This window comes from Arthrobacter sp. sptzw32 (genome assembly GCF_059089735.1).
Genome location: NZ_JBNHEZ010000013.1, coordinates 1 through 20052 on the forward strand (window position 1 = coordinate 1; position 20052 = coordinate 20052).

General features: G+C 64.1%; 17 protein-coding genes and 1 tRNA gene. 8 read left to right on the forward strand and 10 right to left on the reverse strand.

Annotated features, from left to right (window positions below):
* Positions 1 to 401: 401 nt before the first annotated feature.
* From AC5RVN_RS17260 to AC5RVN_RS17270, 3 genes are read left to right on the forward strand one after another with little or no spacing between them, the layout of a single operon-like run.
* The gene (locus AC5RVN_RS17260; protein ID WP_494138739.1) at positions 402 to 1970 is read left to right on the forward strand and encodes an NCS1 family nucleobase:cation symporter-1; all 1569 of its coding nucleotides are present in this window, start codon (positions 402 to 404) and stop codon (positions 1968 to 1970) included.
* Positions 1971 to 1984: 14 nt separating this feature from the next.
* Positions 1985 to 2728: an aspartate/glutamate racemase family protein gene (locus tag AC5RVN_RS17265; RefSeq protein ID WP_494105376.1), complete on the forward strand. Its 744-nt coding sequence runs from the start codon at positions 1985 to 1987 to the stop codon at positions 2726 to 2728.
* Between the two features lie 57 nt (positions 2729 to 2785).
* Positions 2786 to 3547 (forward strand): SDR family oxidoreductase, encoded by a 762-nt coding sequence (locus tag AC5RVN_RS17270; protein WP_494138740.1) that lies wholly within the window; start codon positions 2786 to 2788, stop codon positions 3545 to 3547.
* 3 nt (positions 3548 to 3550) lie between these two features.
* Here the strand turns inward: AC5RVN_RS17270 and AC5RVN_RS17275 are convergent, their stop codons facing one another.
* The 3 genes from AC5RVN_RS17275 to AC5RVN_RS17285 form a co-directional block, all read right to left on the reverse strand.
* Positions 3551 to 3928, reverse strand: coding sequence for a sterol carrier family protein (locus tag AC5RVN_RS17275; RefSeq protein ID WP_494138741.1), 378 nt, complete (start codon positions 3926 to 3928; stop codon positions 3551 to 3553).
* Between the two features lie 113 nt (positions 3929 to 4041).
* On the reverse strand, positions 4042 to 5058 hold the full coding sequence (locus AC5RVN_RS17280) for an asparaginase (protein ID WP_494105373.1): 1017 nt from the start codon (positions 5056 to 5058) through the stop codon (positions 4042 to 4044).
* Positions 5059 to 5094: 36 nt separating this feature from the next.
* Positions 5095 to 6663 carry a molybdopterin-dependent oxidoreductase gene (locus AC5RVN_RS17285; RefSeq protein ID WP_494138742.1) on the reverse strand — a complete coding sequence of 523 codons (1569 nt, stop codon included), beginning with the start codon at positions 6661 to 6663 and terminating at the stop codon, positions 5095 to 5097.
* A gap of 94 nt (positions 6664 to 6757) precedes the next feature.
* Between AC5RVN_RS17285 and purD the strand changes: the two genes are divergently transcribed.
* Positions 6758 to 8074, forward strand: a complete 1317-nt coding sequence (purD, locus tag AC5RVN_RS17290) for a phosphoribosylamine--glycine ligase (RefSeq protein ID WP_494138747.1) — start codon at positions 6758 to 6760, stop codon at positions 8072 to 8074.
* A 1-nt stretch (position 8075) separates the two neighbouring features.
* Complete coding sequence (locus tag AC5RVN_RS17295) at positions 8076 to 9014, forward strand: phosphoribosylaminoimidazolesuccinocarboxamide synthase (protein ID WP_494041430.1); 939 nt, start codon at positions 8076 to 8078, stop codon at positions 9012 to 9014.
* Positions 9015 to 9061: 47 nt separating this feature from the next.
* Here the strand turns inward: AC5RVN_RS17295 and AC5RVN_RS17300 are convergent, their stop codons facing one another.
* The 6 genes from AC5RVN_RS17300 to AC5RVN_RS17325 all read right to left on the reverse strand — a co-directional run bounded on the left by AC5RVN_RS17300 (position 9062) and on the right by AC5RVN_RS17325 (position 18010).
* A complete protein-coding gene (locus tag AC5RVN_RS17300) occupies positions 9062 to 10327 on the reverse strand; it encodes a helix-turn-helix domain-containing protein (protein WP_494138743.1) in 1266 nt (421 codons plus the stop codon).
* A gap of 490 nt (positions 10328 to 10817) precedes the next feature.
* Positions 10818 to 10894: transfer RNA gene (locus tag AC5RVN_RS17305), tRNA-Pro, on the reverse strand.
* Positions 10895 to 10969: 75 nt separating this feature from the next.
* Positions 10970 to 12796 carry an ABC transporter ATP-binding protein gene (locus AC5RVN_RS17310; RefSeq protein WP_494041432.1) on the reverse strand — a complete coding sequence of 609 codons (1827 nt, stop codon included), beginning with the start codon at positions 12794 to 12796 and terminating at the stop codon, positions 10970 to 10972.
* Positions 12793 to 14610, reverse strand: a complete 1818-nt coding sequence (locus AC5RVN_RS17315; RefSeq protein WP_494138744.1) for an ABC transporter ATP-binding protein — start codon at positions 14608 to 14610, stop codon at positions 12793 to 12795. The genes AC5RVN_RS17310 and AC5RVN_RS17315 overlap by 4 nt, the downstream gene beginning before the upstream one ends.
* Positions 14611 to 14739: 129 nt before the next feature.
* A complete protein-coding gene (locus tag AC5RVN_RS17320) occupies positions 14740 to 15687 on the reverse strand; it encodes a metallophosphoesterase (protein WP_494041434.1) in 948 nt (315 codons plus the stop codon).
* 4 nt (positions 15688 to 15691) lie between these two features.
* Positions 15692 to 18010 (reverse strand): transglycosylase domain-containing protein, encoded by a 2319-nt coding sequence (locus AC5RVN_RS17325; RefSeq protein ID WP_494138745.1) that lies wholly within the window; start codon positions 18008 to 18010, stop codon positions 15692 to 15694.
* A gap of 37 nt (positions 18011 to 18047) precedes the next feature.
* Here AC5RVN_RS17325 and sp36 point away from each other — a divergent pair, with 37 nt between their 5' ends.
* The 3 genes from sp36 to AC5RVN_RS17340 are packed head-to-tail and all read left to right on the forward strand — an operon-like array spanning position 18048 to position 19665.
* A complete protein-coding gene (gene sp36 / locus AC5RVN_RS17330; protein WP_003797879.1) occupies positions 18048 to 18203 on the forward strand; it encodes a Sp36 family protein in 156 nt (51 codons plus the stop codon).
* Position 18204: 1 nt separating this feature from the next.
* Positions 18205 to 18738: a RidA family protein gene (locus AC5RVN_RS17335; RefSeq protein ID WP_494041436.1), complete on the forward strand. Its 534-nt coding sequence runs from the start codon at positions 18205 to 18207 to the stop codon at positions 18736 to 18738.
* A gap of 15 nt (positions 18739 to 18753) precedes the next feature.
* Positions 18754 to 19665, forward strand: coding sequence for an NUDIX hydrolase (locus tag AC5RVN_RS17340; RefSeq protein ID WP_494138746.1), 912 nt, complete (start codon positions 18754 to 18756; stop codon positions 19663 to 19665).
* Here the strand turns inward: AC5RVN_RS17340 and AC5RVN_RS17345 are convergent.
* Complete coding sequence (locus tag AC5RVN_RS17345) at positions 19662 to 19844, reverse strand: hypothetical protein (RefSeq protein WP_494041438.1); 183 nt, start codon at positions 19842 to 19844, stop codon at positions 19662 to 19664. The genes AC5RVN_RS17340 and AC5RVN_RS17345 overlap by 4 nt on opposite strands.
* Positions 19845 to 20052 lie beyond the last annotated feature (208 nt).

Consider the following 20052-nt stretch of genomic DNA (forward strand, 5'->3'; position numbering starts at 1 on the left):
GGACTCAACCCACTCGGCGGTCTCTTCCGGATCACGATCAGGCAGCTGGTTAGTCAACCCGCTGAGGATATGGGAGGTATCTTCTCCTGCAGCCACGGGAGCCTCATTTCATCATCGAATGGCCCTTGTTTTCATATTGTGAGAAAACAATCTTGCATTACGAGATTAGGACGGTTGGGGTTTGGCGGTCAACACGGCGGGGCCTCCCGGCGCCGCGCGGATAACAAAGGACCGCTGCCAACCAATTGTGACCGGCGCGGAGGTCGGGGCATCTTGACCAAGGGTGACCCAGGTCATACTCTTATTTCACCATTCAATATCTCGATTCCGCATTGTGGAATAGAAGACTGGCCCCTAGCGCCGTCCTTACCACTGCGGATCCTCCCAGAATTGAGACCCTTATGCAGACCCCTCCGCCGGTCGGCGTCGACGCAGCTCCACACCTGACAGCGCCGTCAGTTGCCTCCGCCCACCCTTCCCTTAGCGTTGAAGCTCTCTGCGACTCAGCCAGCGCAGCATCCGGCCAAGCCATCAGCCCCACCCTTTATAACGTAGATCTTGCTCCCACTAAGCGCGCCGGCCGCAGCTGGTCGGGCTACAGCATCTTCACCCTCTGGGCCAACGACGTGCACAGCCTTGGCAACTATGCCTTCGCCATTGGGCTCTTCGCCCTGGGCCTGGGGGGATGGCAGATCCTCCTGGCACTCGCCATTGGTGCAGCACTGCTGTTCGGCCTCCTGAATCTATCCGGCTTCATGGGCGTGAAAACCGGCGTTCCGTTCCCGGTGATGAGCCGGATCAGTTTCGGAATCAGGGGCGCCCAAATCGCCGCCCTCCTGCGCGGCGCCGTGGCTATTGCCTGGTTCGGCATCCAGACCTACCTCGCCTCGGTCGTCTTCCGCGTCATGCTTGTAGCGATGTTTCCGCCCCTTGCCGCCATGGACAAGGACTCCATACTGGGCCTCTCCACCCTGGGCTGGATTGCGTTCGTCATCCTTTGGGTCGTCCAGCTGGTCATCGTCAGTTTCGGCATGGAAATGATCCGCAAGTACGAGGCGTTCGCGGGTCCCGTCATCCTGGCCACCATGGCAGCCATCGCTGTCTGGATATTCATCGAGGCCGGCGGTGCCATCGCGTGGTCCTCCAACAACGCCCTCGAAGGGCCCGAGATGTGGCTCACCATCTTTGCCGGCGGCTCCCTATGGGTTTCCATCTACGGCACCTTTGTCCTGAACTTCTGTGACTTCACCCGCTCCGCCGTCTCGAAAAAGGCTGTTGTGCGCGGAAATTTTTGGGGCATCCCCATCAACATGCTCGTCTTCGGCGCCATCGTGGTGGTGATGGCCGGAGGGCAGTTCAAAATCAACGGCACCATCATCCAAAGCCCGTCCGACATCGTCCAGACCATTCCCAATACGTTTTTCCTTGTGCTGGCCTGCCTCGCCCTGCTGATCCTGACCATCGCGGTTAATCTCATGGCGAACTTCGTGGCCCCGGTCTACGCCCTGACCAACCTGTTCCCCAGACGGCTGAACTTCCGTAAGGCGGCCATCGTCAGCGCCGTTATAGGCCTGGTCATCCTGCCTTGGAACCTCTACAACAACCCCTTGGTCATCGTGTACTTCCTGGGCGGCCTCGGCGCCCTCCTCGGCCCGCTGTTCGGCGTCGTTATGGCTGATTACTGGCTGATCCGCCGCGGCAGGGTCAACGTTCCGGAGCTCTACACTGCCTCGCCGGCCGGAACCTACTACTACAGGAACGGCGTGAACCCCCGCGCCATCATCGCCACGGTGCCGGCAGCCGTCGTGGCGCTGCTGATTGCGTTTGTCCCGGCGCTGGCGGCAGCGGCACCCTTCGCGTGGTTCTTTGCGGCAGGGATCGCAGCAGCTGTGTATTTCTTCATCGCGGACCGCTCCCAGCGGCTGGAAGACCGCGACGGCGAGGCCATTGCCATCGCCAGCACCCACTGACTAAGGAAACTTCGATGCGCATACTCGTTGCGAACGTCAACACCACCGCGTCCATGACGGACTCCATCGCTGCCTCAGCCCGGAACATCGCCGCCCCCGGCACGGAAATCGTTGGCATAACGCCACGGTTCGGCGCGGACTCCTGCGAAGGAAACTTTGAAAGCTACCTGGCCGCCATCGCCGTAATGGATGCCGTGACCCGTTACCCGGAACCGTTCGACGCTGTAGTACAGGCAGGGTACGGGGAGCACGGACGTGAAGGGCTGCAGGAGTTGCTGGACGTTCCGGTGGTGGACATCACCGAGGCAGCAGCCAGCACCGCCATGTTCCTGGGCCACAAGTACTCCGTGGTCACCACCCTGGACCGGACCGTTCCGCTCATCGAGGACCGACTCAAGCTTGCCGGGCTGGATGCCCGCTGCGCCTCGGTGCGGGCCAGCGGCATGGCAGTCCTGGAACTTGAGGAAGAACCCGAACGGGCAGTGGAAGCCATCATCAACCAGGCGATGCTGGCCGTGAGCCAGGACAAAGCGGAAGTTATTGTGCTTGGCTGCGGCGGCATGGCCGGCCTGGACGAACAGATCAGGCAACGTGCGGGCGTCCCGGTGGTGGACGGCGTGGCGTCCGCCGTAGCCATCGCCGAATCCCTCGTCCGCATGCGCTTGTCCACATCCAAAGTCCGGACCTACGCTGCACCGCGGCCCAAGACCGTCATAGGCTGGCCGCTCAACAACACAGGCGTGCCGGCTTCGCTGTAGGCGGCAACCCCTTACATTGGGGCAAAGGTGCTGCGCAGCGGCCAGGAGGAGAAGAGCTTGAACCAACCCCAGCACCCCGAACGCGTTGCCGTGGTCACTGGAGCAGGATCCGGCATCGGCCGGGCAGTGGCCCGCCTCCTCCTGGCTGATGGTTTCGCCGTCGCCCTTGCCGGGCGGCGCGAACAGCAACTGGTGGAGACGGCCGACGGCCACCGAAACGCACTTCCGGTGACCTGCGACGTCACCCGGCCCGACGACGTCGAGCAGCTTTTCGAGGCCACCCGCCGGCAGTGGGGCCGGGTGGACCTGCTGTTCAACAACGCCGGCATCTTTGGGCCGGCGGCCAGCGTGGACGAGATTTCGCTGGCCGACTGGGATGCCACCGTGGCGGTGAACCTCACCGGCTCGATGCTGTGTGCTGCGGCCGCCGTGCGGGCCATGAAGTCGCAGGATCCGCAGGGCGGCCGGATCATCAACAACGGTTCCATCTCCGCGCACTCGCCCCGGCCCCGGACAGTGGCTTATGCCGTCACGAAGCACGCCCTGACCGGACTGACTAAAAGCATCGAGCTGGACGGCCGGGACTACGGCATCACCTGCGGGCAGATCGACATCGGCAACACGGCCACGGAGATCATGGACACCATCGGTGTGGGGGACGGGGCGCTCCAGGCGGATGGCAGCCGCCGGGTTGAACCCACTTTTCCCGTTGAGGATGCAGCCCGGGCAGTGCTGATGATGGCCAACATGCCGGCCTCTGCCAGCGTGGGGTCAGTAGTGGTGACGGCTGCGGGCATGCCGTTTATCGGCCGCGGCTGAACCCTAGAGGGGGAAGAGCGCCGAAAGGTCCGCGCGCAGGCCTGAAGCGGCCACCTTGCCCGCCGCCACTGCCTCGCCCCAGCTCAACTCGCCGGTCACCATCGCAAGCCAGGTGGCGGCGTCGCACTCAATCACGTTCGGCGGGGTGCCGCGCGTGTGCCGCGGCCCCTCCACGCACTGCGTAACGCCGAAGGGCGGGACCCGCACCTCCACCGAATTGCCCGGCGCCCGCGCGGTGACTTCCTCAAGCGTGTACCTCACTGCCGTGGCCAAAAGTGCCCGCGGGACCTGAACGTTCGACGACGGCTCCGCGGCCTTACGCCACGCCTCCACCGCAGCGGCGCCCTCTTCGATATCGATCCGACGGCGGTTAACAGGCATGTTTCCGGCTTTCTTACGGTGCGGGTTATCTGGGGACGGCCATCAGGCTACCGCGCCAAGGCTTTGCGACAGAATCAGCGCGGGTACCACGGGAAAATCTGTGGGTACTTTCCTCAATCCAGCAGCGCCGAAACCGCCGGGCCCAGCCTGATCTGCCCCACGGGACGGCCGCCGCCCAGCACCGGCTCCACCACTTTCTCCAAAACGCTAGCAACCCCCGGGATTTCCACGGCGCCGGCCGCTGCGAGAAGCGTCAGGGCCACCAGGGAAGTGGCCCTGGTATTCCCGTCCAGTATCTTGACGGCCACGGAAACACCCTGCGGCGTGGCCATGGCGAGGACACCTTCGGCACCCACCTTGGCGATGACCTCCAGCTCGTCCATCACCAGGGTGTTGGCCTCACCCAGGCCCTGGACCGCCCACGGGTAATCAAGCATCGACGTCGCGATGGTGGCGGCACGGGCGCTGAAACTTTGGTCGCCGGGCGCCTTGGCCAACTGGGAGAAACCCCGTGCCAGCCCCTTGAGGGAAACCGCCGCCACAGGCGCACCGCAGCCGTCGATCCCCAGGTGCGCGATCTTCTCGCCCGTGTACTCCTCGATAACCGTGCGGACCCGCTGCTGCAGAGGGTGGTTGGGCTCCAGGTAGCTGTCGGTGTCCCAGCCGTTTTCCGTGCAGGCCCACAGGAAAGCTGCGTGTTTGCCGGAACAGTTGAACGCCAGCCTGGACTTGCCGCGCTCGGAGCGCACCAGCCAGTTGCGCGCCGTTTCATCCTGCGGCCAGGCCTCGGGGCACTGCAGTTGGTCCTCCCGTACACCGGCGGCCTTGAGCATCCCGGACACCACGTCCATATGGTCCAGGGAACCCACATGGCTCGCGCAGGCGAGGGCAACCTGGGCGCCGCGGAGGGGCACCCCGGACTGCATCGAGGCCAGTGCCTGGAATGGCTTCAGGGCTGACCTGGCGAAAATAGGGGTGTTGATGTCGCCAAGCTCCGTGACCACTGTCCCGTCCGCCGCCAGAAGGACGGCGGAGCCGATGTGGCGGGACTCCACGAAGCCGCTGCGCTCAATCACGGCCAGTTCGACGGCGGAGTCCACGGTGAAGGTGGCGTGCGGATTATGCGGCATGGTGCCAGTCTATGGGCCTGCCTGCCGGTTGGCGGGCTACTCCACGGTGACCATGACCGACTGCCAGCCGGAGGCACCGTCCGGAACGGGATCCGCCCGCTGGTCCGTCTGCACCTCACCGGACCCGTCCGTGGCACGGACTTTGATGTAATGGGGCCCGGGTGTGGCGTCCCACTCATAGGACCACTGGCGCCACGTCACCAGGGATGCCTCGGTGGACAGGTCAGCTGCCACCCAGTCCCCGTTGTCGATCTGGATCTCCACCTTGGTAATACCGCGCGTTTGGGCCCAGGCCGTGCCGCCGACGGCGACCTTTCCGGCCGGGACTTTCGCGAAGGACTTGGGGACGTCCACGCGGGCCATGGTCTTGATGGGTCCGCGCTCCGACCATCCGCGCTCGGTCCAGTAGGCCCTGTTGTCTGCGAACCTGGTGACTTCGAGGTCCACCACCCACTTGGTCGCGGAGACGAACCCGTACAGTCCCGGAACCACCATCCGTACCGGGTAGCCGTGTTCGAGCGGGAGCGGCTCGTCGTTCATGCCGATGGCCAGCATGGCGTCACGGTCGTCCTGCAGGACCTCGAGCGGGGTGGAGGCGCTGAAGCCGTCGATGGAGGTTGAAAGCACCATGTCCGCCCCATCCTTCGGCTTTGCCCGCTTCAACACCTCGCGGATGGGCAGGCCCAGCCATTTGGCGTTGCCCGCGAGATTCCCGCCCACGGGGTTGGATACACAGGTGAGCGTGACGTGCGATTCGATGAGCTCGGCGTCGAGCAGGTCCTGGAACGTGAGCCGGACTTCTTCCTCCACCAGCCCGTGCACGCGAAGCTCCCACTCGTCCGCATTGATCTCCGGGACGCTGAGCGCCGTGTCAATGCGGTAGAACTCGCCGTTGGGCGTCACCCACGGGGCCACGCCCGGCACCGGTGACTGGACTCCGGCCGAAACCGCTGCAGCGGGCTTTGCCGGTGCGGGAAGCTGCAAGGCGTCCCGCGCCTGCGCGATGTTGCTGCGGGCTGCACTCAGGAGGCGGCCGCCGGCAGCGGCAATTCCGGCCGCGGCTGCGGTGATCCCCGCTGCGGCGAAGAAGCGACGGCGGCTGGTCCCGGCGACGTCCCTGGCAAGGTCAGCGTCAACCCCCGGCCGAACCGCCGCCTTCCGCAGCGGCACAATCAGGAACCGCAGGGCGGCCAGGCCGGCGAGTGTCCCCACCAGCGAAGGGACAGCATCAGCAGGCCCCACGCCTGCCCGGGTCAGCACACTGGCAATAATCACCGCACCCATGAACAGGACCCCCAAAACCCCCAACGCCCATCGCCTGTATGCCACGACGCCCAGCACGCATGCCAGGGCGGCGATAGTCAGGCCCATGCCCACGAAGAGCGCGGCCTTGTCATTAGTGCCGAATGTGGCGATCGCAAAATCCTTCAGCCACGACGGCGTGAAGTCAATGAACGTCGAACCCAGCGCGAACAAGGGTGTGGCGCGCGCGGTGAAGAAGGCTCCCACGAGCTCAGCCACGGCCAGGACGACGGCGGCAGACACCATACCTGCCAGCGCTGCCATGGTGGTGGGATTTTTGAGCCGGTTCCGAAGCTTTTCCATGGCATAGGTTCGGAGCGGACCGGCCTGGGGATTGTTTTTCCGGGACTGACACAGCTTAGGACCGGGCAGGGTGCACAAAGTACCCTTGGAGACTGTGAAGGTACTCGTCATCGGCCCCGGAGGCCGCGAACACGCTATTGTCCGCTCCCTGCTCGCCGATCCCAACGTGTCCGAGGTCCACGCAGCTCCCGGCAATGCGGGTATCAGCAAGTTGGTTCCCACCTACAACATCAACAGCAACGATCCCGACGCCGTCGCCGCCCTTGCCACCAGGCTGGCCGTGGACCTCGTGGTGGTCGGCCCGGAAGCGCCGCTGGCAGCTGGAGTCTCCGACGCCGTCCGTGAAGCCGGCATTCCGGTCTTCGGTCCCAGCAAGGCGGCCGCGCAGCTCGAAGCGTCAAAGGCGTTTGCCAAGGAAATCATGGCGGAGGCCGGCGTGCCCACAGCCATGGCGATGGTGGCCACGAACACTGAGGAAGCGGCTTCTGCCCTGGACACCTTCGGCGCACCCTACGTGGTGAAGGACGACGGACTCGCTGCCGGCAAGGGTGTGGTGGTCACCAGGAACCGGGACGAAGCCATGGCGCACGCGCAGTCCTGCTTCGACGCCGGCGGCTCGGTGGTCATCGAGGAGTTCCTGGACGGTCCCGAGGTCTCCCTCTTTGTCCTCTGCGACGGCCACAACACGGTGGCGCTGTCACCGGCCCAGGACTTCAAGCGGATCTTCGACAATGACGAAGGGCCCAACACCGGTGGAATGGGCGCGTACACCCCCTTGGAGTGGGCCCCTGAAGGCCTTGTCCAGGAGGTCATCGACCGGGTAGCCCAACCCACGGTCAACGAGATGGCCAGCCGCGGCACCCCGTTCGTGGGCGTGCTGTTCGTGGGGCTCGCGCTGACTTCGCGCGGCACCCGCGTCATCGAATTCAACGTCCGTTTCGGCGATCCCGAAACCCAGGCCGTGCTGGCCCGGCTCAAGACGCCCCTCGGCGCCCTGCTGCTCGCAGCCGCTAAGGGCGAACTGGACAAGGCGGAAGAGCTGCGCTGGGCAAAGGAGACAGCCGTCGCAGTCGTCGTCGCATCGGAGAACTACCCTGGCACCCCACGCACCGGCGACCGGATCCGCGGGCTGAAAAAGGTGGAAGAGCTGGAAGGCGTGCACGTGATCCACGCAGGCACCTCCTTTGACGAGTACGGCAAAGTGGTTTCAGCCGGGGGCCGCGTGCTCGCTGTCGTCGCGCTGGGCAGCGACCTGGTGGAAGCGCGTGAAAGAGCATACGACGGTGTGGAGCTGGTTCAGCTGGAAGGCTCGCAGTTCCGGACGGACATCGGTGGCAAGGCTGCCCGTGGCGAGATCAAGGTCCCGTCCGCGTCGACCAGATCCCTGCCTGTAACGAAAGCGAAGGCTTAGCATGAGCGACAATCCTGCAGCACGCGGATTCAAAACTACTGCCCTGGACCTGCCGGGCTGGACGCACGTCTACTCCGGCAAAGTCCGTGACCTCTACGAACCGGCCGACGATTCGGTCCGGCAGCGGGTGGGCCGGGACTGCGTGCTGGTGGTGGCCAGTGACCGGATCAGTGCCTTCGACCATGTCCTCACCAGCGAGATTCCGGACAAGGGGCGGATCCTTACCCAGCTGAGCCTGTGGTGGTTCGACCAGCTGGACGTTGAGCACCACGTCCTGGCCTCAACAGTGGAGGACGGTGTGCCGGCCGCCGTGGAGGGCCGCGCAATGATCTGCAAGAAGCTGGACATGTTCCCGGTGGAGTGCATTGCCCGCGGCTACCTCACGGGCTCGGGCCTGCTGGAGTACAACGCCGCCGGGACAGTGTGCGGCATCCCGCTGCCCGAAGGCCTGGTGGACGGTTCGCGCCTGGAGCGGGCCATCTTCACCCCGTCAGCCAAGGCCGAGGTGGGCGAGCATGACGAGAACATCACGTATGACGCCGTCGTGGCCATGGTGGGCGACGACATCGCCGGGCGGCTGAGCCAGCTCACCCTGGAGATTTACACCAAGGCCGAGGAGATTGCGCGCGAACGGGGCATCATCCTCGCCGACACCAAGGTGGAGTTCGGTTACGACGCCGTCTCCGGCTCCATCACCCTGGGCGATGAGGTCCTGACGCCTGATTCATCACGGTTCTGGGACGCTGCTACGTACCAGCCGGGACAGGCGCAGCCGTCCTATGACAAGCAGTACGTCCGGGACTGGCTGACATCGGTTGAATCCGGCTGGGACAAGGCTTCCGATACCGTTCCGCCGGCGCTGCCTGCTGACGTTGTTGACCGGACGCGCAGCCGCTACGTGGAGGCCTTCGAGAAACTGACCGGGCGGACGTTCGCCTGATCCCTTCGCCGGACGGAGCCCCAGCTGCTCCCGGCGGATGGTGCTGCCTAACTGGCCTTGGCGCCTGCCGCCGCCCTTTCTTGAGTCAGCCTTATCTCCAGGATCGCGTCTAGGGCTTGTTGGACGAGGTCCTGGGCTCCGGCTGAACTGAAGGCTTTTTGCGCTTCATGAAGGAAGGTCATTGCTTCGTTCAACTCACCGGCCGCCTTGAGTGATTTGCCGAGCAAGAGCGAAACCTCGCCCGCTGTGTGCTTGGCGAGGGCATCAGGCTGCCCGTGAATTTCACGGAGCTTTTCGATAGCCGCAACGATGTCGCCCGTCAGGTAGAGCCACCGCGCTCGGATGAACGCAACCTCCAACTCATCGCTTTTTGTACCACCCACTATGGAGAACGCTAGTTCGGCGCGCTCGATTGCTGACAGTGTCTCGGGTTCAACAATCCCGGACTGAAGGCGTACCGCAGCGGACGCTTTATTGAACCTGGCCCACATTTCGATGTCGTTGGCCGGGGAGAGGAGCTTCGCTGCCCGTTCATGTTGCTTGACGCCCTCGGTGTAGTCGTGCCGCATGAAGGCGACATTGCCCACGACCCAGGCTACTTCGCCGGCAAGCTGCGCCATGGCATGTTCATCTACCTGGGAGATGAGCTGGCGGCAGTATTTCCAGGCCTCATCCAGCCGGCCGCTTTCTGCCAAGACGCCGATAAGGACCCGCAAAGCGCCCGTGACGACTGTGGAACTCGTTGGCATTTGCTCCGCCAGCTTCGTTGCTTCCATTGCCTGGTCCACAGCGGCTGAGAGTTGGCCCTTCCGTTGCAGCACGGCGGACAGCATCTGCAATGCACGGACGCCCAGTCCTACAGACTCCCTGGCCATAGGATGCTCCACCAGGCGCTCGACAATCTGCTGGCAGTCCTGCAAGTCACCGTGTCTTAACATACATTCGGCCTGCATGTAAGTCATATTCCACCAGGCGCTGGTGTTGCGGCCCTCAAGCGCCAATTTTGCTGCGGTTGCTGCATGGCTTGCTGCCAATGGATAGTCCCTGAGGTCCCAAGCCTGCCGGGCGTAGAGGCCCGCAAGGACGTACTCAGCGTCACTGGCGGTGACGGGTTGACTCCAGGCTTCCAGCGCCTTAGGTGCAAGCTCAAGCCGCCGGGCCAATTCCTCGATAACCTCGGCCGTGGGTTCCCGCCGGCCTGTCTCGAGCAGTGAGATATAGCTGGGTGAATACAGGTCCTTGCCCAGTTCGGCCTGTGTCAGTCCTCGTTCGAGCCGCTCCGCGCGCAGCTTCTCGCCGAATCCGTTGCCCACGGGATTCCTCCTCTTCTGCACAGCCTTTTTAAATCACGTGCTTGACAGTCCCTGTGGAAAACATTTTACAATGGGTGTCAACAAGGACAGTGCTGGCTTTGTAACGAATCCGACTCGTATAGAGGAACTAATATGTTGAAGAAGATTGCAGCCGCCGCCGCTTTAGCTGGGGCTCTGGCTTTCTCTGCTGCGGCTCCGGCCGTACTGTCAGCCGGTTCCCCGGCGGATGGCACAAGCATCAGTGCACGCACCGGCAACTGGCCCAACCCTGTGTCAGAGCCGGTCAAAAAGGATAAGAGCACGGACACCGCGTACATTACGTACACGGGCAACTGGCCTAACCCAGTCTAATAGCTTTCCTCATAACAGGAGGCGAGGGAAGGCCCTGGAGCATCTGCTCCGGGGCCTTTCCCTTTACCGCAAAGTTACCGTCGCGCCGGGCAGTCGCCGATGCAAAAAGAGGGCCTCCGTGTGGAGACCCTCTTCTGTTTGGTCGGGATGACAGGATTTGAACCTGCGACCTCTTCGTCCCGAACGAAGCGCGCTACCAAGCTGCGCTACATCCCGATCCGCTGCAAAAGCAACTTTACAAGGATAGCCGATGCGGGTCCCTGATGCGAAATCCGCAGCAGCCGCTGCCTGTCAGACCAGCGAGTCCTTCCAGGCGCCGTGCAGGTCGGCGAAGCGTCCGCCGCCGTCGATGAGTTCTGCCGGCGAACCGTCTTCAACAATCCGGCCGTCATGTACCACCAGCACCCGGTCCGCCGTCTCGACGGTGGAGAGCCGGTGCGCGATGATCAGCGCGGTCCTTCTGGCAGCATCTGTATTAGCCAGGAGCCGGGCCAGGCCGGTCTGCACCAGTCTCTCCGAAGGAATGTCCAGCGAGGACGTTGCCTCATCCAGGATAAGCACGGCCGGGCGGGCCAGGAACGCCCTGGCGAAGCTGATGAGCTGGCGCTGGCCCGAGGACACCCGGCCGCCGCGCTTGTTGACATCCGTGTCGTAGCCCTTCGGGAGCTCAAGGATGAACTCGTGCGCGCCGACTGCCTTGGCTGCTTCCTCAATTTCGGCCCGGGACGCTTCCGGCCGGCCCAGGGCAATGTTGTCTGCCACCGAACCGCTGAACAGGAAAGCCTCCTGGGTGACCATGACGACGTTCCGCCTCAGGTCTGTGGTGCTAAGGCTGCGGAGATCCACGCCATCAAGGGTGAGGGAACCGGAGGACACATCGTAAAACCGGGCGATCAACTTCGCCAGCGTGGATTTTCCGGCTCCCGTCTGGCCCACGAGGGCAACGGTTTGGCCCGCCGGGATGTGCAGGTTCAGCTGGGGGACGATCAACGGCCCGTCCCCGTAGCGGAATTCCACATCCTTGAAGGCGATAGCCCCCTGGGCACTCTTCAGTGCCACAGGATTCTCGGGCGGCCGGACCGTGGGAATCTCCTCAAGGAGTCCAGACACCTTTTCCAGCGCTGCCTGTGCGCTCTGGAACGAGTTGTAAAACATGGCCATCTGGTCCACGGGCTGGAAAAATCTTTTGGTGGAGAGGATGAGCGCCAGCAGCACACCCACCGCAAGATCGCCGGTGAGGACGCGGAATCCGCCGAAGAGCAGCACCACTGCAACGCAGACGTTGCCGATCAGCACCAGTCCCGGCTGGAAAATCCCGTTGAGGTTGATGGAGCGGACGGTAGCGAGGCGGTAGTCCTCCGCGAGCTTCCCGTAGCTCTGGGCATTTTCCCGCTCCTTGCGGAACGCCTTCACTGCCCGGATGCCGGTCATAGTTTCCACGAAGTGCACGATCAGCCGGGCGGACACCACCCGGGATTCACGGAACGCGATCTGGGAGTGCTTCTGGTACCAGCGGGCCAGGAAAAACATCGGCACCCCCGCGGCCAGCACCAGCAGGCCGCTTCGCCAGTCAAGGGCGAACACGGTAATCGCGGTGAAGATCATAAACAGCAGGCCGGACGCCAGTGAGCTGACTCCGGAATCCAGAAGCTCACGGAGGGCTTCCAGGTCTGAGGTCTGCCGGGCAATGATCCGGCCGGACGTGTATTTCTCGTGGAACTCAAGGCTCAGCCGCTGGGTGTGCCGGAAGACCCGAAGGCGCAGGTCCAGCAGCATGGCCTGGCTCAACCTCGCCGTGGACGTCACGTACAGGGCGGTGAGTCCCGCCGTCGCAATTGCGGCAAGCAGGTAGGCGACGCCGGTGAGCACCAGGGGCAGGTTGTCACCGGCCCGCAGGGCGGGCAGTGCGTGGTCAATGCCAAAGGCGATCAGTGCCGGACCTGCCACCCGGGCCGCCTGGGAGAGGACCACCGTGGCTATGGTCAGCCAGAACCGCAGCCGTACAGGGCGGATGAGGGAACGCAGCAGTGCCAGCGACCGTCGTCGTACGGCTTTGCTGTCGCTTTTGCTCAGGTGCGCGTTGTCTTCGTTGGCGGTACCGAAGGTTGCCGTGCTCATCGGGTCACTTCCTCTGCCTGGATTCCGGCATCTTTGAGTTCCGACAGCTCGGAGTCCAGGTCTCGCGGTTCCTGGTCAAGGCTTGCGATGACGTAGCGGTAGTGGTCGTTGTCCGCCAGAAGCTCTGTATGGGTACCCACGGCAGTGATGCGGCCTTCTTCCAGCAGGGCCACCCGGTCTGCCAACGCCACCGTGGACGGCCGATGGGCCACGATCAGAGTGGTGGTGTCTTTCAGCACGGCGCGGAGCCGTGTTTCGACAAGTTCCTCGGTGTGGACATCCAGGGCGGACAGCGGATCGTCCAGCACCAGCACACGCGGGCGTGCGGCGATGGCCCGGGCCAGGGCGATGCGCTGCCGCTGCCCGCCGGACAGGCTGAGGCCTTCCTCGCCGATGAGGGTGTCCAGGCCCTCGGGCAAGGAGTAGGCGAAGTGCGCCTGGGCCACGTCCAGCGCCTCCTCGAGGACCGCCTCGGTGCGGACCGGGGCGCCCAGGAGGACGTTGTCGCGGACCGAACTGGAGAACAGGGTGGTGTCCTCGAAGGCGACTCCGACGATGCGGCGGAGTTCCTCCACGTCGAATTCCCGCAGGTCCACGCCGTCGATGGTGATGGAGCCGTCCGTGACGTCATACAGGCGGGGGACGAGCTGGATCAGGGCGCTCTTGCCGCTTCCGGTGATGCCTACCAGGGCCATGGTTTCGCCGGGCCGGAGGTTAAGGTTGATCTCCTTCAGGATCGGCTTGTCCGGAGCGTCTTCAAAGGCGAAGGTGGCGCTGTTGAAGCGGAGGGCGCCGGCGAGCTGGCCGGGCCGCCGGGGCTCCGGGGGACTGGTGATGCTGTTGGCCGTGTCCATGACTTCGAAGTGACGGTCGACGGCGCTTTTGGCGGTCAGGGCCATGGCCAGCAGCATGCCGGAGAACTCAACGGGGGAGGCGATGACGGCTGCCGTAGCAAAGAAAGCCACCAGCGCGCCGATGCTCAGCTGGCCGCTGGCGCACAGCATCACGCCCACTACCAGTCCGGCGCCAAGGGCGAGTTCGGGCAGCAGGGTGACCACCAGGGTGAAGGTTGCCTGCTGTCGCGCCTTGTCGATCTCCGTTTGGCGCAGTTCTTCTGCTTGTTCCTCGAAGTTCTCAAGGGCTTCCCGGCTGCGTCCGAAGGCCTTGAGGACGCGAATCCCGTGGACGGACTCCTCAACGGTGGTGGCAAGGTCGCCGGCCTGGTCCTGGCCGCGGCGCGCCACCCTGCTGAAGCGGGTCCGGAACCGGAAGCTGTAAGCCATGATGGGCACGGCGGCGGCCAGGAAAATGAGGGCCAGCTGCCAGCTCATGGCGAACATGACCCCGATGCCGATAATGACCGTAAGGGTGGTGACCACCAGCATGATCGCACCGAAGGCCATCCAGCGGCGCAGCAAGTTCAGGTCCGTCATGGCACGGGAGAGCAGTTGGCCGGACCCCCAGCGGTCGTGGAAGGAGACGGTCAGGTCCTGCAGGTGGTCATACAGCGAAACCCGCAGCCCGGTCTCCACCGAAGTGGCAGGGTTGATGACGAACTGCCGGCGAAGGGCCACCAGCCCGGCTTCCGCCACACCGAGCACCAGGATGACGGCCGCCGGAATCCAGACCGCTTCTGGGGTGCCTCCCGGCTGGAGGGATTCATTGATGAGGACCCGCAGCACCTGGGGGATGGCCAGGGCAACAACGCTGGCCAGGAGTGCGCACAGAAGCCCCAGGAGAAGCCGGGGGATGATCGGCCGGACATGGGGGTAGAGACGGCTGATGGATCGAAAAAATGAAGTTTGCTTGGCCATGCCCGCTTCTCGGCTCTAAAACGAATGTAGTTTCCCGTAGCAACTACCCTATGTCATGGCGTGAGCTGATTCACAGGCACGTGCGCTGCGCTCAGGGGTTGGCCATTCACAGCGCTGCGCGGTAAGCAGTCAGTTGGGCGAGGTAAGGGTGAGCAGGACCGCTTCGGGCTTGCATGCGATGCGGACCGGGGCGAAGCGGGAGGTACCGATACCGCCCGAGACGTTCACCGGCGTCGTACTTCCGTTGCTCTGCCAATCATTGAGTCCCTTGGCGCGCCAGGTGGGAAGGTCGCAGTTGGAGACGATGGCGCCGTAGCCGGGGAGGCACAGCTGGCCGCCGTGGGTGTGGCCGGCGAGCAGGAGGTCCGCGCCGTCCTCGGTGAAGTGGTCCAGCACGCGCTGGTAGGGAGCGTGGACGACGGCGACCTTCAGGTGGGGCGTGGCGTTTTGGTTGACAGTGCCCCGGGGCCAGCCCGCGTAGCGTTCGCGGTCCAGGTGGGGATCATCCACGCCCGAGAAATCGAAGCGTATGCCTTTCAGGACCACGGACTGGTGACGGTTGGTCAGATCCACCCAGCCGCCCATGCCAAAGCCGGAACGCAGCCGCGGCCAGTCCAGCACCACGGGCTTTGGCTTTGCCTTCGACGGGCCCCGGAGGTACGCAGCGGGGTTCTTCAGGCTGGGGGCGAAGTAGTCATTCGAGCCGGGGACAAAGACGCCGGGGAATTCCAGGAGGGGGCGGAGGGCCTGCAAAAGCGGGTCCACGGCCTTGGCGTGGCTGAGGTTGTCCCCGGTGTTGACCACCAGATCGGGTTCAAGGCCGGCCAGGGATTCCAGCCAGGCGGCCTTCTTCTTTTGCCCGGGGACAAAGTGGATGTCGCTCAGGTGGAGGACGCGGAACGGCGCCTGCCCGGCGGGGAGGATGTCCAGCGTCTCTTCGCGGAGGACGAACTGGTTCTTCTCCCACAGGCCATACCCGAAGGCGGCCATTCCCGCCGCGGTCCCGGCTCCTGCGGTTACGGCAAAGCCGCGCCCGATGCTCCGGGCGCGGCTGGCCAATGCACTGGTTGAGGTCATCGGGCTAATCGTCATTGTTTTCGTTTCCGTTGCCGTTCCCATTGTTGCTCGGGGCGGGAGCGGGGACCGGCTGCGTGGCGGCCGGCGCCGGAGCAGGCGCCTGGGGGGCCCGCGGGGCAGTAGTTGCGGGAGTCCGCGCAGTGGTACCGCCGCCGCCTCCGTTCAAGAGGTTGCCGGGCGGTGCGGGAAAGGGCTCGGTACCGAACGCAGGTGCAACCCGGGACATGAAGTTGGAAAACATGGGCCCGGCGATCATGTAACCGTCGATGCCCTTGTAGAACTTCCCGTTGACTGTGATGTTCTGGCCAGAGCGGTCCTGGGCACCCAGTGCGTCACCGAACCAGGCAGCCGTGGCCAAACCGGTGGTGTGTCCAACAACCCAGGTGGATCCGTTGTTGTTAGACGTACCGGTCTTCGCGCCGATCGGGAAATTGGTGCGGGTGGAGATCCGGGGCTGGATCAACGAACCGGATCCACGGTTGAGGACTTCCTGCAGGGCATAGTTCACGCCGCGGGCAACTTCCGGCTTTACCGCGTCCCGGCAGCTGGTGGACTGTGCCGGGAGCTGCTTCCCGGTCTGGTCCGTGACGGACGTGATGGCGATGGCCTCGCAGAATTTGCCATCGTTCGCAAAGGTGGCAAAGGCGCTGGCCATGGTCAGCGGCGCGGTCTGGGTGGAACCCAGCAGGTTGGCCAGCGTGGACATGTTGATCTTCGGGTTCGGGTCACCGTCGGCCGGAAGCCCGCCGTGGAGACCTGTTGCGTCAACAATCTTCTGGATGCCGCAGAAGTCCAGCTGCGAGGCCGAAGCGAAGGTGACGGTGTTGATGGAGTTGTAGAGGCCCTCGAGGACAGACAGGGGCCGGTACCACTGCGGCTCGGCGTTCTGCAGGTCATCGGCAGCACCCAGGGTTTTCTGCGCGGTGTTGTAGGCACCGGTGACCTGGCCGCAGGAGTTGCGCCACGGGAAGTTCAGCGGGTACCGGCGCTGGGCTGCGTTGACCACGGTGTTCATGGACTTGCCCTCGTTGAGCCACTCCGCGAACGTGAACGGCTTCATGGTGGAGCCAGGCTGTGCGCCGCCCAGGCCGTTAAGGTCGTTGCCGTCCTTGTCCAGCTTGTCCACGTTGAAGTTCACCTGCGAATCGAAGGAGCCTTCTGCCGGCAGGAACGTGGTGTTCTGGGCCATCGAGACAATTTTGCCGCTGTTGGGCTGCACGGAAACCATGGCCGCGCCCCACTTGTCCGGGTTGGCGCCGGCGGAAGCGTTGACCTGCTCCTGGGCTACTGCCTGTGCGTTGGGGTCCAGTGTGGTGGTAATGGTCAGGCCGCCACCGTAGATGAGGCGCTTCCGCTCATCGAGTTCTGCGCCGTAAGCAGGGTTGTTCTCCAGCAAGTGGAGGACGTAGTCACAGAAGTAGGGAGCGGTGGAAGCGTACGCGCAGCCCTGCTTGGGCTGGGTCACCTTGGTTTCCACGGGAGTGGCGACAGCGGCGTCGTGGTCGGCCTGGGTGATCTTTCCCTGGCTCAGCATCAGGCTCAACACCAGGTCGCGGCGCTGCTTGGCGTTCTCGGGGTTGTTGATGGGGTCGAACGCAGACGGGCTGTTGACCAGCCCGGCCAGGAGCGCGGCCTGGGGCAGGTTAAGGTCCTTGGCGGTGGTGCTGAAGAAAAAGCGGGACGCGGCTTCGATGCCGTAGGCGTCACGGTTGAAGAAGACGATGTTCAGGTAGCCCTCAAGGATCTGCTCCTTGCTGAACTCCTTCTCCAGGGCGATGGCGAGCTTCATTTCGCGAAGCTTGTCGCCCACACCCTTGTTCACGCCATTGAGCTTGATGTCCTCGTCCCGGCCCTCTGCGGCGAGGTTGGAGTTGAGGACGTTGTTCACGTACTGCTGCGTGATGGTTGAGGCGCCCTGCCGGTTACCGCGTGCGGTGCTGACCACTGCGCGGAGGATACCCGTGGTGTCCACCCCGCCGTGCTCATAAAAACGGCTGTCCTCGACGGCGATGACAGCCTCTTTAACGAAGGGCGAGATCTGGTCCAAGGCAACCTTGGTGCGGTTTTCCTTGTAGACGCTGGCGATCTCGCTGCCGTCCGCGGCCAGGATGCGGGTGGTCTGGTTGGGCGGATCAACCTTCAGCTCCGCCGGGAGGGTGTCGAAGAACTCGATCGAACCGCTGGCTGCGCTGCCTGAAACCGCTGCCGCGGGGACCAGCAGGCCAGCTACCAGGACACCGCAAATAGCACTCACGCCAAGGAAGACTAGGATCTTTCCAAGGGTGGTGGCAGTGTCGAATAATGGGTTCTTACGAGTCGCCATGTTTTCCACTTTACCGGCAAGGACTAGTCTTTCTCTCATGACCAAATGGGAGTACGCCACGATTCCGCTCATCATCCATGCCACAAAGCAGATTCTGGACCAGTGGGGAGATGACGGCTGGGAGCTTGTCCAGGTAGTCCCCGGGCCGGACGGAAACGGCCTTGTTGCCTACCTGAAGAGGGAGAAGCAGTAGCATGAGCGCCTCTGCAGAAGCCCATTCCGGCACCTCCGCCGCTCCAGTTTCGGCCGTTGAGCAGCGCCTCGCCGAGCTGGGAATCACACTTCCTGAAGTTGCCGCACCGGTAGCCTCCTACGTCCCGGCAGTTATTTCCGGCAGCCACGTCTACACCTCCGGCCAGCTGCCCTTCGTCAACGGCAAGCTCGAAGCCACCGGCAAGGTCTCCGTCGGTACCGAAGGCTTTGCGGACGAACCCACCGTTTCCCCTGAGGATGCGCAGCGGTTCGCCGGAATCTGTGCCGTGAACGCGCTGGCGGCTGTGAAAAGCGTCATCGGGGACCTGGACCGGATTACGCGCATCGTCAAGGTTGTGGGATTCGTCTCCTCCGACCCCTCCTTCACCGGGCAGCCCGGTGTCATCAACGGTGCCTCGGAACTGCTGGGCCGCGTCCTCGGTGACGCAGGCCAGCACGCCCGCTCCGCCGTCGGCGTTTCAGTCCTGCCGCTCGACTCTCCGGTGGAAGTCGAACTGATCGCAGAATTCAGCTAGGACCGGTCGCTTCCTTTGCCTCAGCTCGCCCGACGACTGTTTGCCCTGCCCCAGGATCTTGAAGGGGCAGCGCAGAGCTGGCTCGAACACGGCGAACGGACCCCGCGGGCCGCACGGCTCGCCTCCTCCGTTGTCCTGCTGCGTGATTCCCCCACCGGCCTGGAAACATGGCTGGGCTACCGGCCCGGCTCCTCGCCGCTGGGGGTTCTCGCGTTCCCCGGCGGGTCCCTCGACGCTGCCGACGACGACCCCGTCGGCTGGCTGGGCCCCTCGCCGCAGCAGTGGGCTGAGCAAATGGGAACGGACGACGTCGGGCTGGCGCGGCGCCACGTGCTGGGCGCCATCCGGGAACTGTTCGAGGAAACCGGCCTACTGCTGGCCGGTGCCGACATGGCAAGCACTGTCGAGGCCACGTCCACGCCGGAGTACATGCGCGCGCGCCTTGCTGTCGCCGAGCAGGAAAAGACCTTTCCGGAGGTCCTGGACAAGCGCGGGCTTTCTGTCCGGACAGACCTGCTCAAGTCCCTCGTGAACTGGCGCAGCCCGGATTTCGCACACCGCAGGTTCGACACCCGCTACTTTGCCGCCACTGTGCCCCTGAACCAGCAGCCCACGCTGCTGGAAGGCAAAGGCGTGTGGGGCAGATGGGTGAACGCGGCCAGCGTCATCGCCGGGCGTAACACCACAGAACTCGGCGACGAGGTGGAACAGGAAAACACCGTGGGCCGCACCCTCGGCGAGCTCCTGGTGCCCGGTTCCGAAATCATGCTGGAAAAGATGGCTGCGGCCAACGGTTGCATTGCTTATCTCAGCTACAAACGCAAGGCCCACGTGTACCAGCCGCGGCTCGTGGAAGAAGACGGAAGGCTGCAGCTCGAAGTCGAAGCCGCGAAGACCGTCGCGGGGGACCCCCAGCGCGAACGCTAGATCCGGCGGAGCGTGGAGTACGGGCGGCTGGGAAGGTTTCCGGCGGTCCACGGCTGGATGGACGGTTCGAGCGGGATCTGCCCACGGCCGTCCTTGACCACCAGGACCACCGTGCCGACCACCGCGGCAACTGACGCCAGGGCCAACACGATCAGCACAACAGCCATAGCTACGGACATCGCCATGCACCTCTAGGCCCAATTTTACCGCTCAAGAACCACGGTGGTCCTCGTAGCCGTAGCTAATGTCCGCCGTCGCAGCCCTCCAGGTCCACTCCGACGCTCTCTCATTTTGAACTGGTCCCCTGAGGTTGGACTGGCTAAGTGGGATTCTAGGCCGCGAGGGCCTGGGCCCGGTATTGCACCGGGCTCAGGCCCTTGAGCTTTG

Bases quoted from the DNA above. Each gene is read 5' to 3' on its own strand.
- AC5RVN_RS17325 (WP_494138745.1), bottom strand. From the start codon at position 18,010: ATGGCGACTCGTAAGAACCCATTATTCGACACTGCCACCACCCTTGGA.
- AC5RVN_RS17260 (WP_494138739.1), top strand. From the start codon at position 402: ATGCAGACCCCTCCGCCGGTCGGCGTCGACGCAGCTCCACACCTGACA.
- AC5RVN_RS17285 (WP_494138742.1), bottom strand. From the start codon at position 6,663: ATGGAAAAGCTTCGGAACCGGCTCAAAAATCCCACCACCATGGCAGCG.
- AC5RVN_RS17295 (WP_494041430.1), top strand. From the start codon at position 8,076: ATGAGCGACAATCCTGCAGCACGCGGATTCAAAACTACTGCCCTGGAC.
- AC5RVN_RS17310 (WP_494041432.1), bottom strand. From the start codon at position 12,796: ATGAGCACGGCAACCTTCGGTACCGCCAACGAAGACAACGCGCACCTG.
- AC5RVN_RS17280 (WP_494105373.1), bottom strand. From the start codon at position 5,058: ATGCCGCATAATCCGCACGCCACCTTCACCGTGGACTCCGCCGTCGAA.
- sp36 (WP_003797879.1), top strand. From the start codon at position 18,048: ATGACCAAATGGGAGTACGCCACGATTCCGCTCATCATCCATGCCACA.
- AC5RVN_RS17275 (WP_494138741.1), bottom strand. From the start codon at position 3,928: ATGCCTGTTAACCGCCGTCGGATCGATATCGAAGAGGGCGCCGCTGCG.
- AC5RVN_RS17335 (WP_494041436.1), top strand. From the start codon at position 18,205: ATGAGCGCCTCTGCAGAAGCCCATTCCGGCACCTCCGCCGCTCCAGTT.
- AC5RVN_RS17320 (WP_494041434.1), bottom strand. From the start codon at position 15,687: ATGACCTCAACCAGTGCATTGGCCAGCCGCGCCCGGAGCATCGGGCGC.
- AC5RVN_RS17345 (WP_494041438.1), bottom strand. From the start codon at position 19,844: ATGTCCGTAGCTATGGCTGTTGTGCTGATCGTGTTGGCCCTGGCGTCA.
- AC5RVN_RS17265 (WP_494105376.1), top strand. From the start codon at position 1,985: ATGCGCATACTCGTTGCGAACGTCAACACCACCGCGTCCATGACGGAC.
- AC5RVN_RS17315 (WP_494138744.1), bottom strand. From the start codon at position 14,610: ATGGCCAAGCAAACTTCATTTTTTCGATCCATCAGCCGTCTCTACCCC.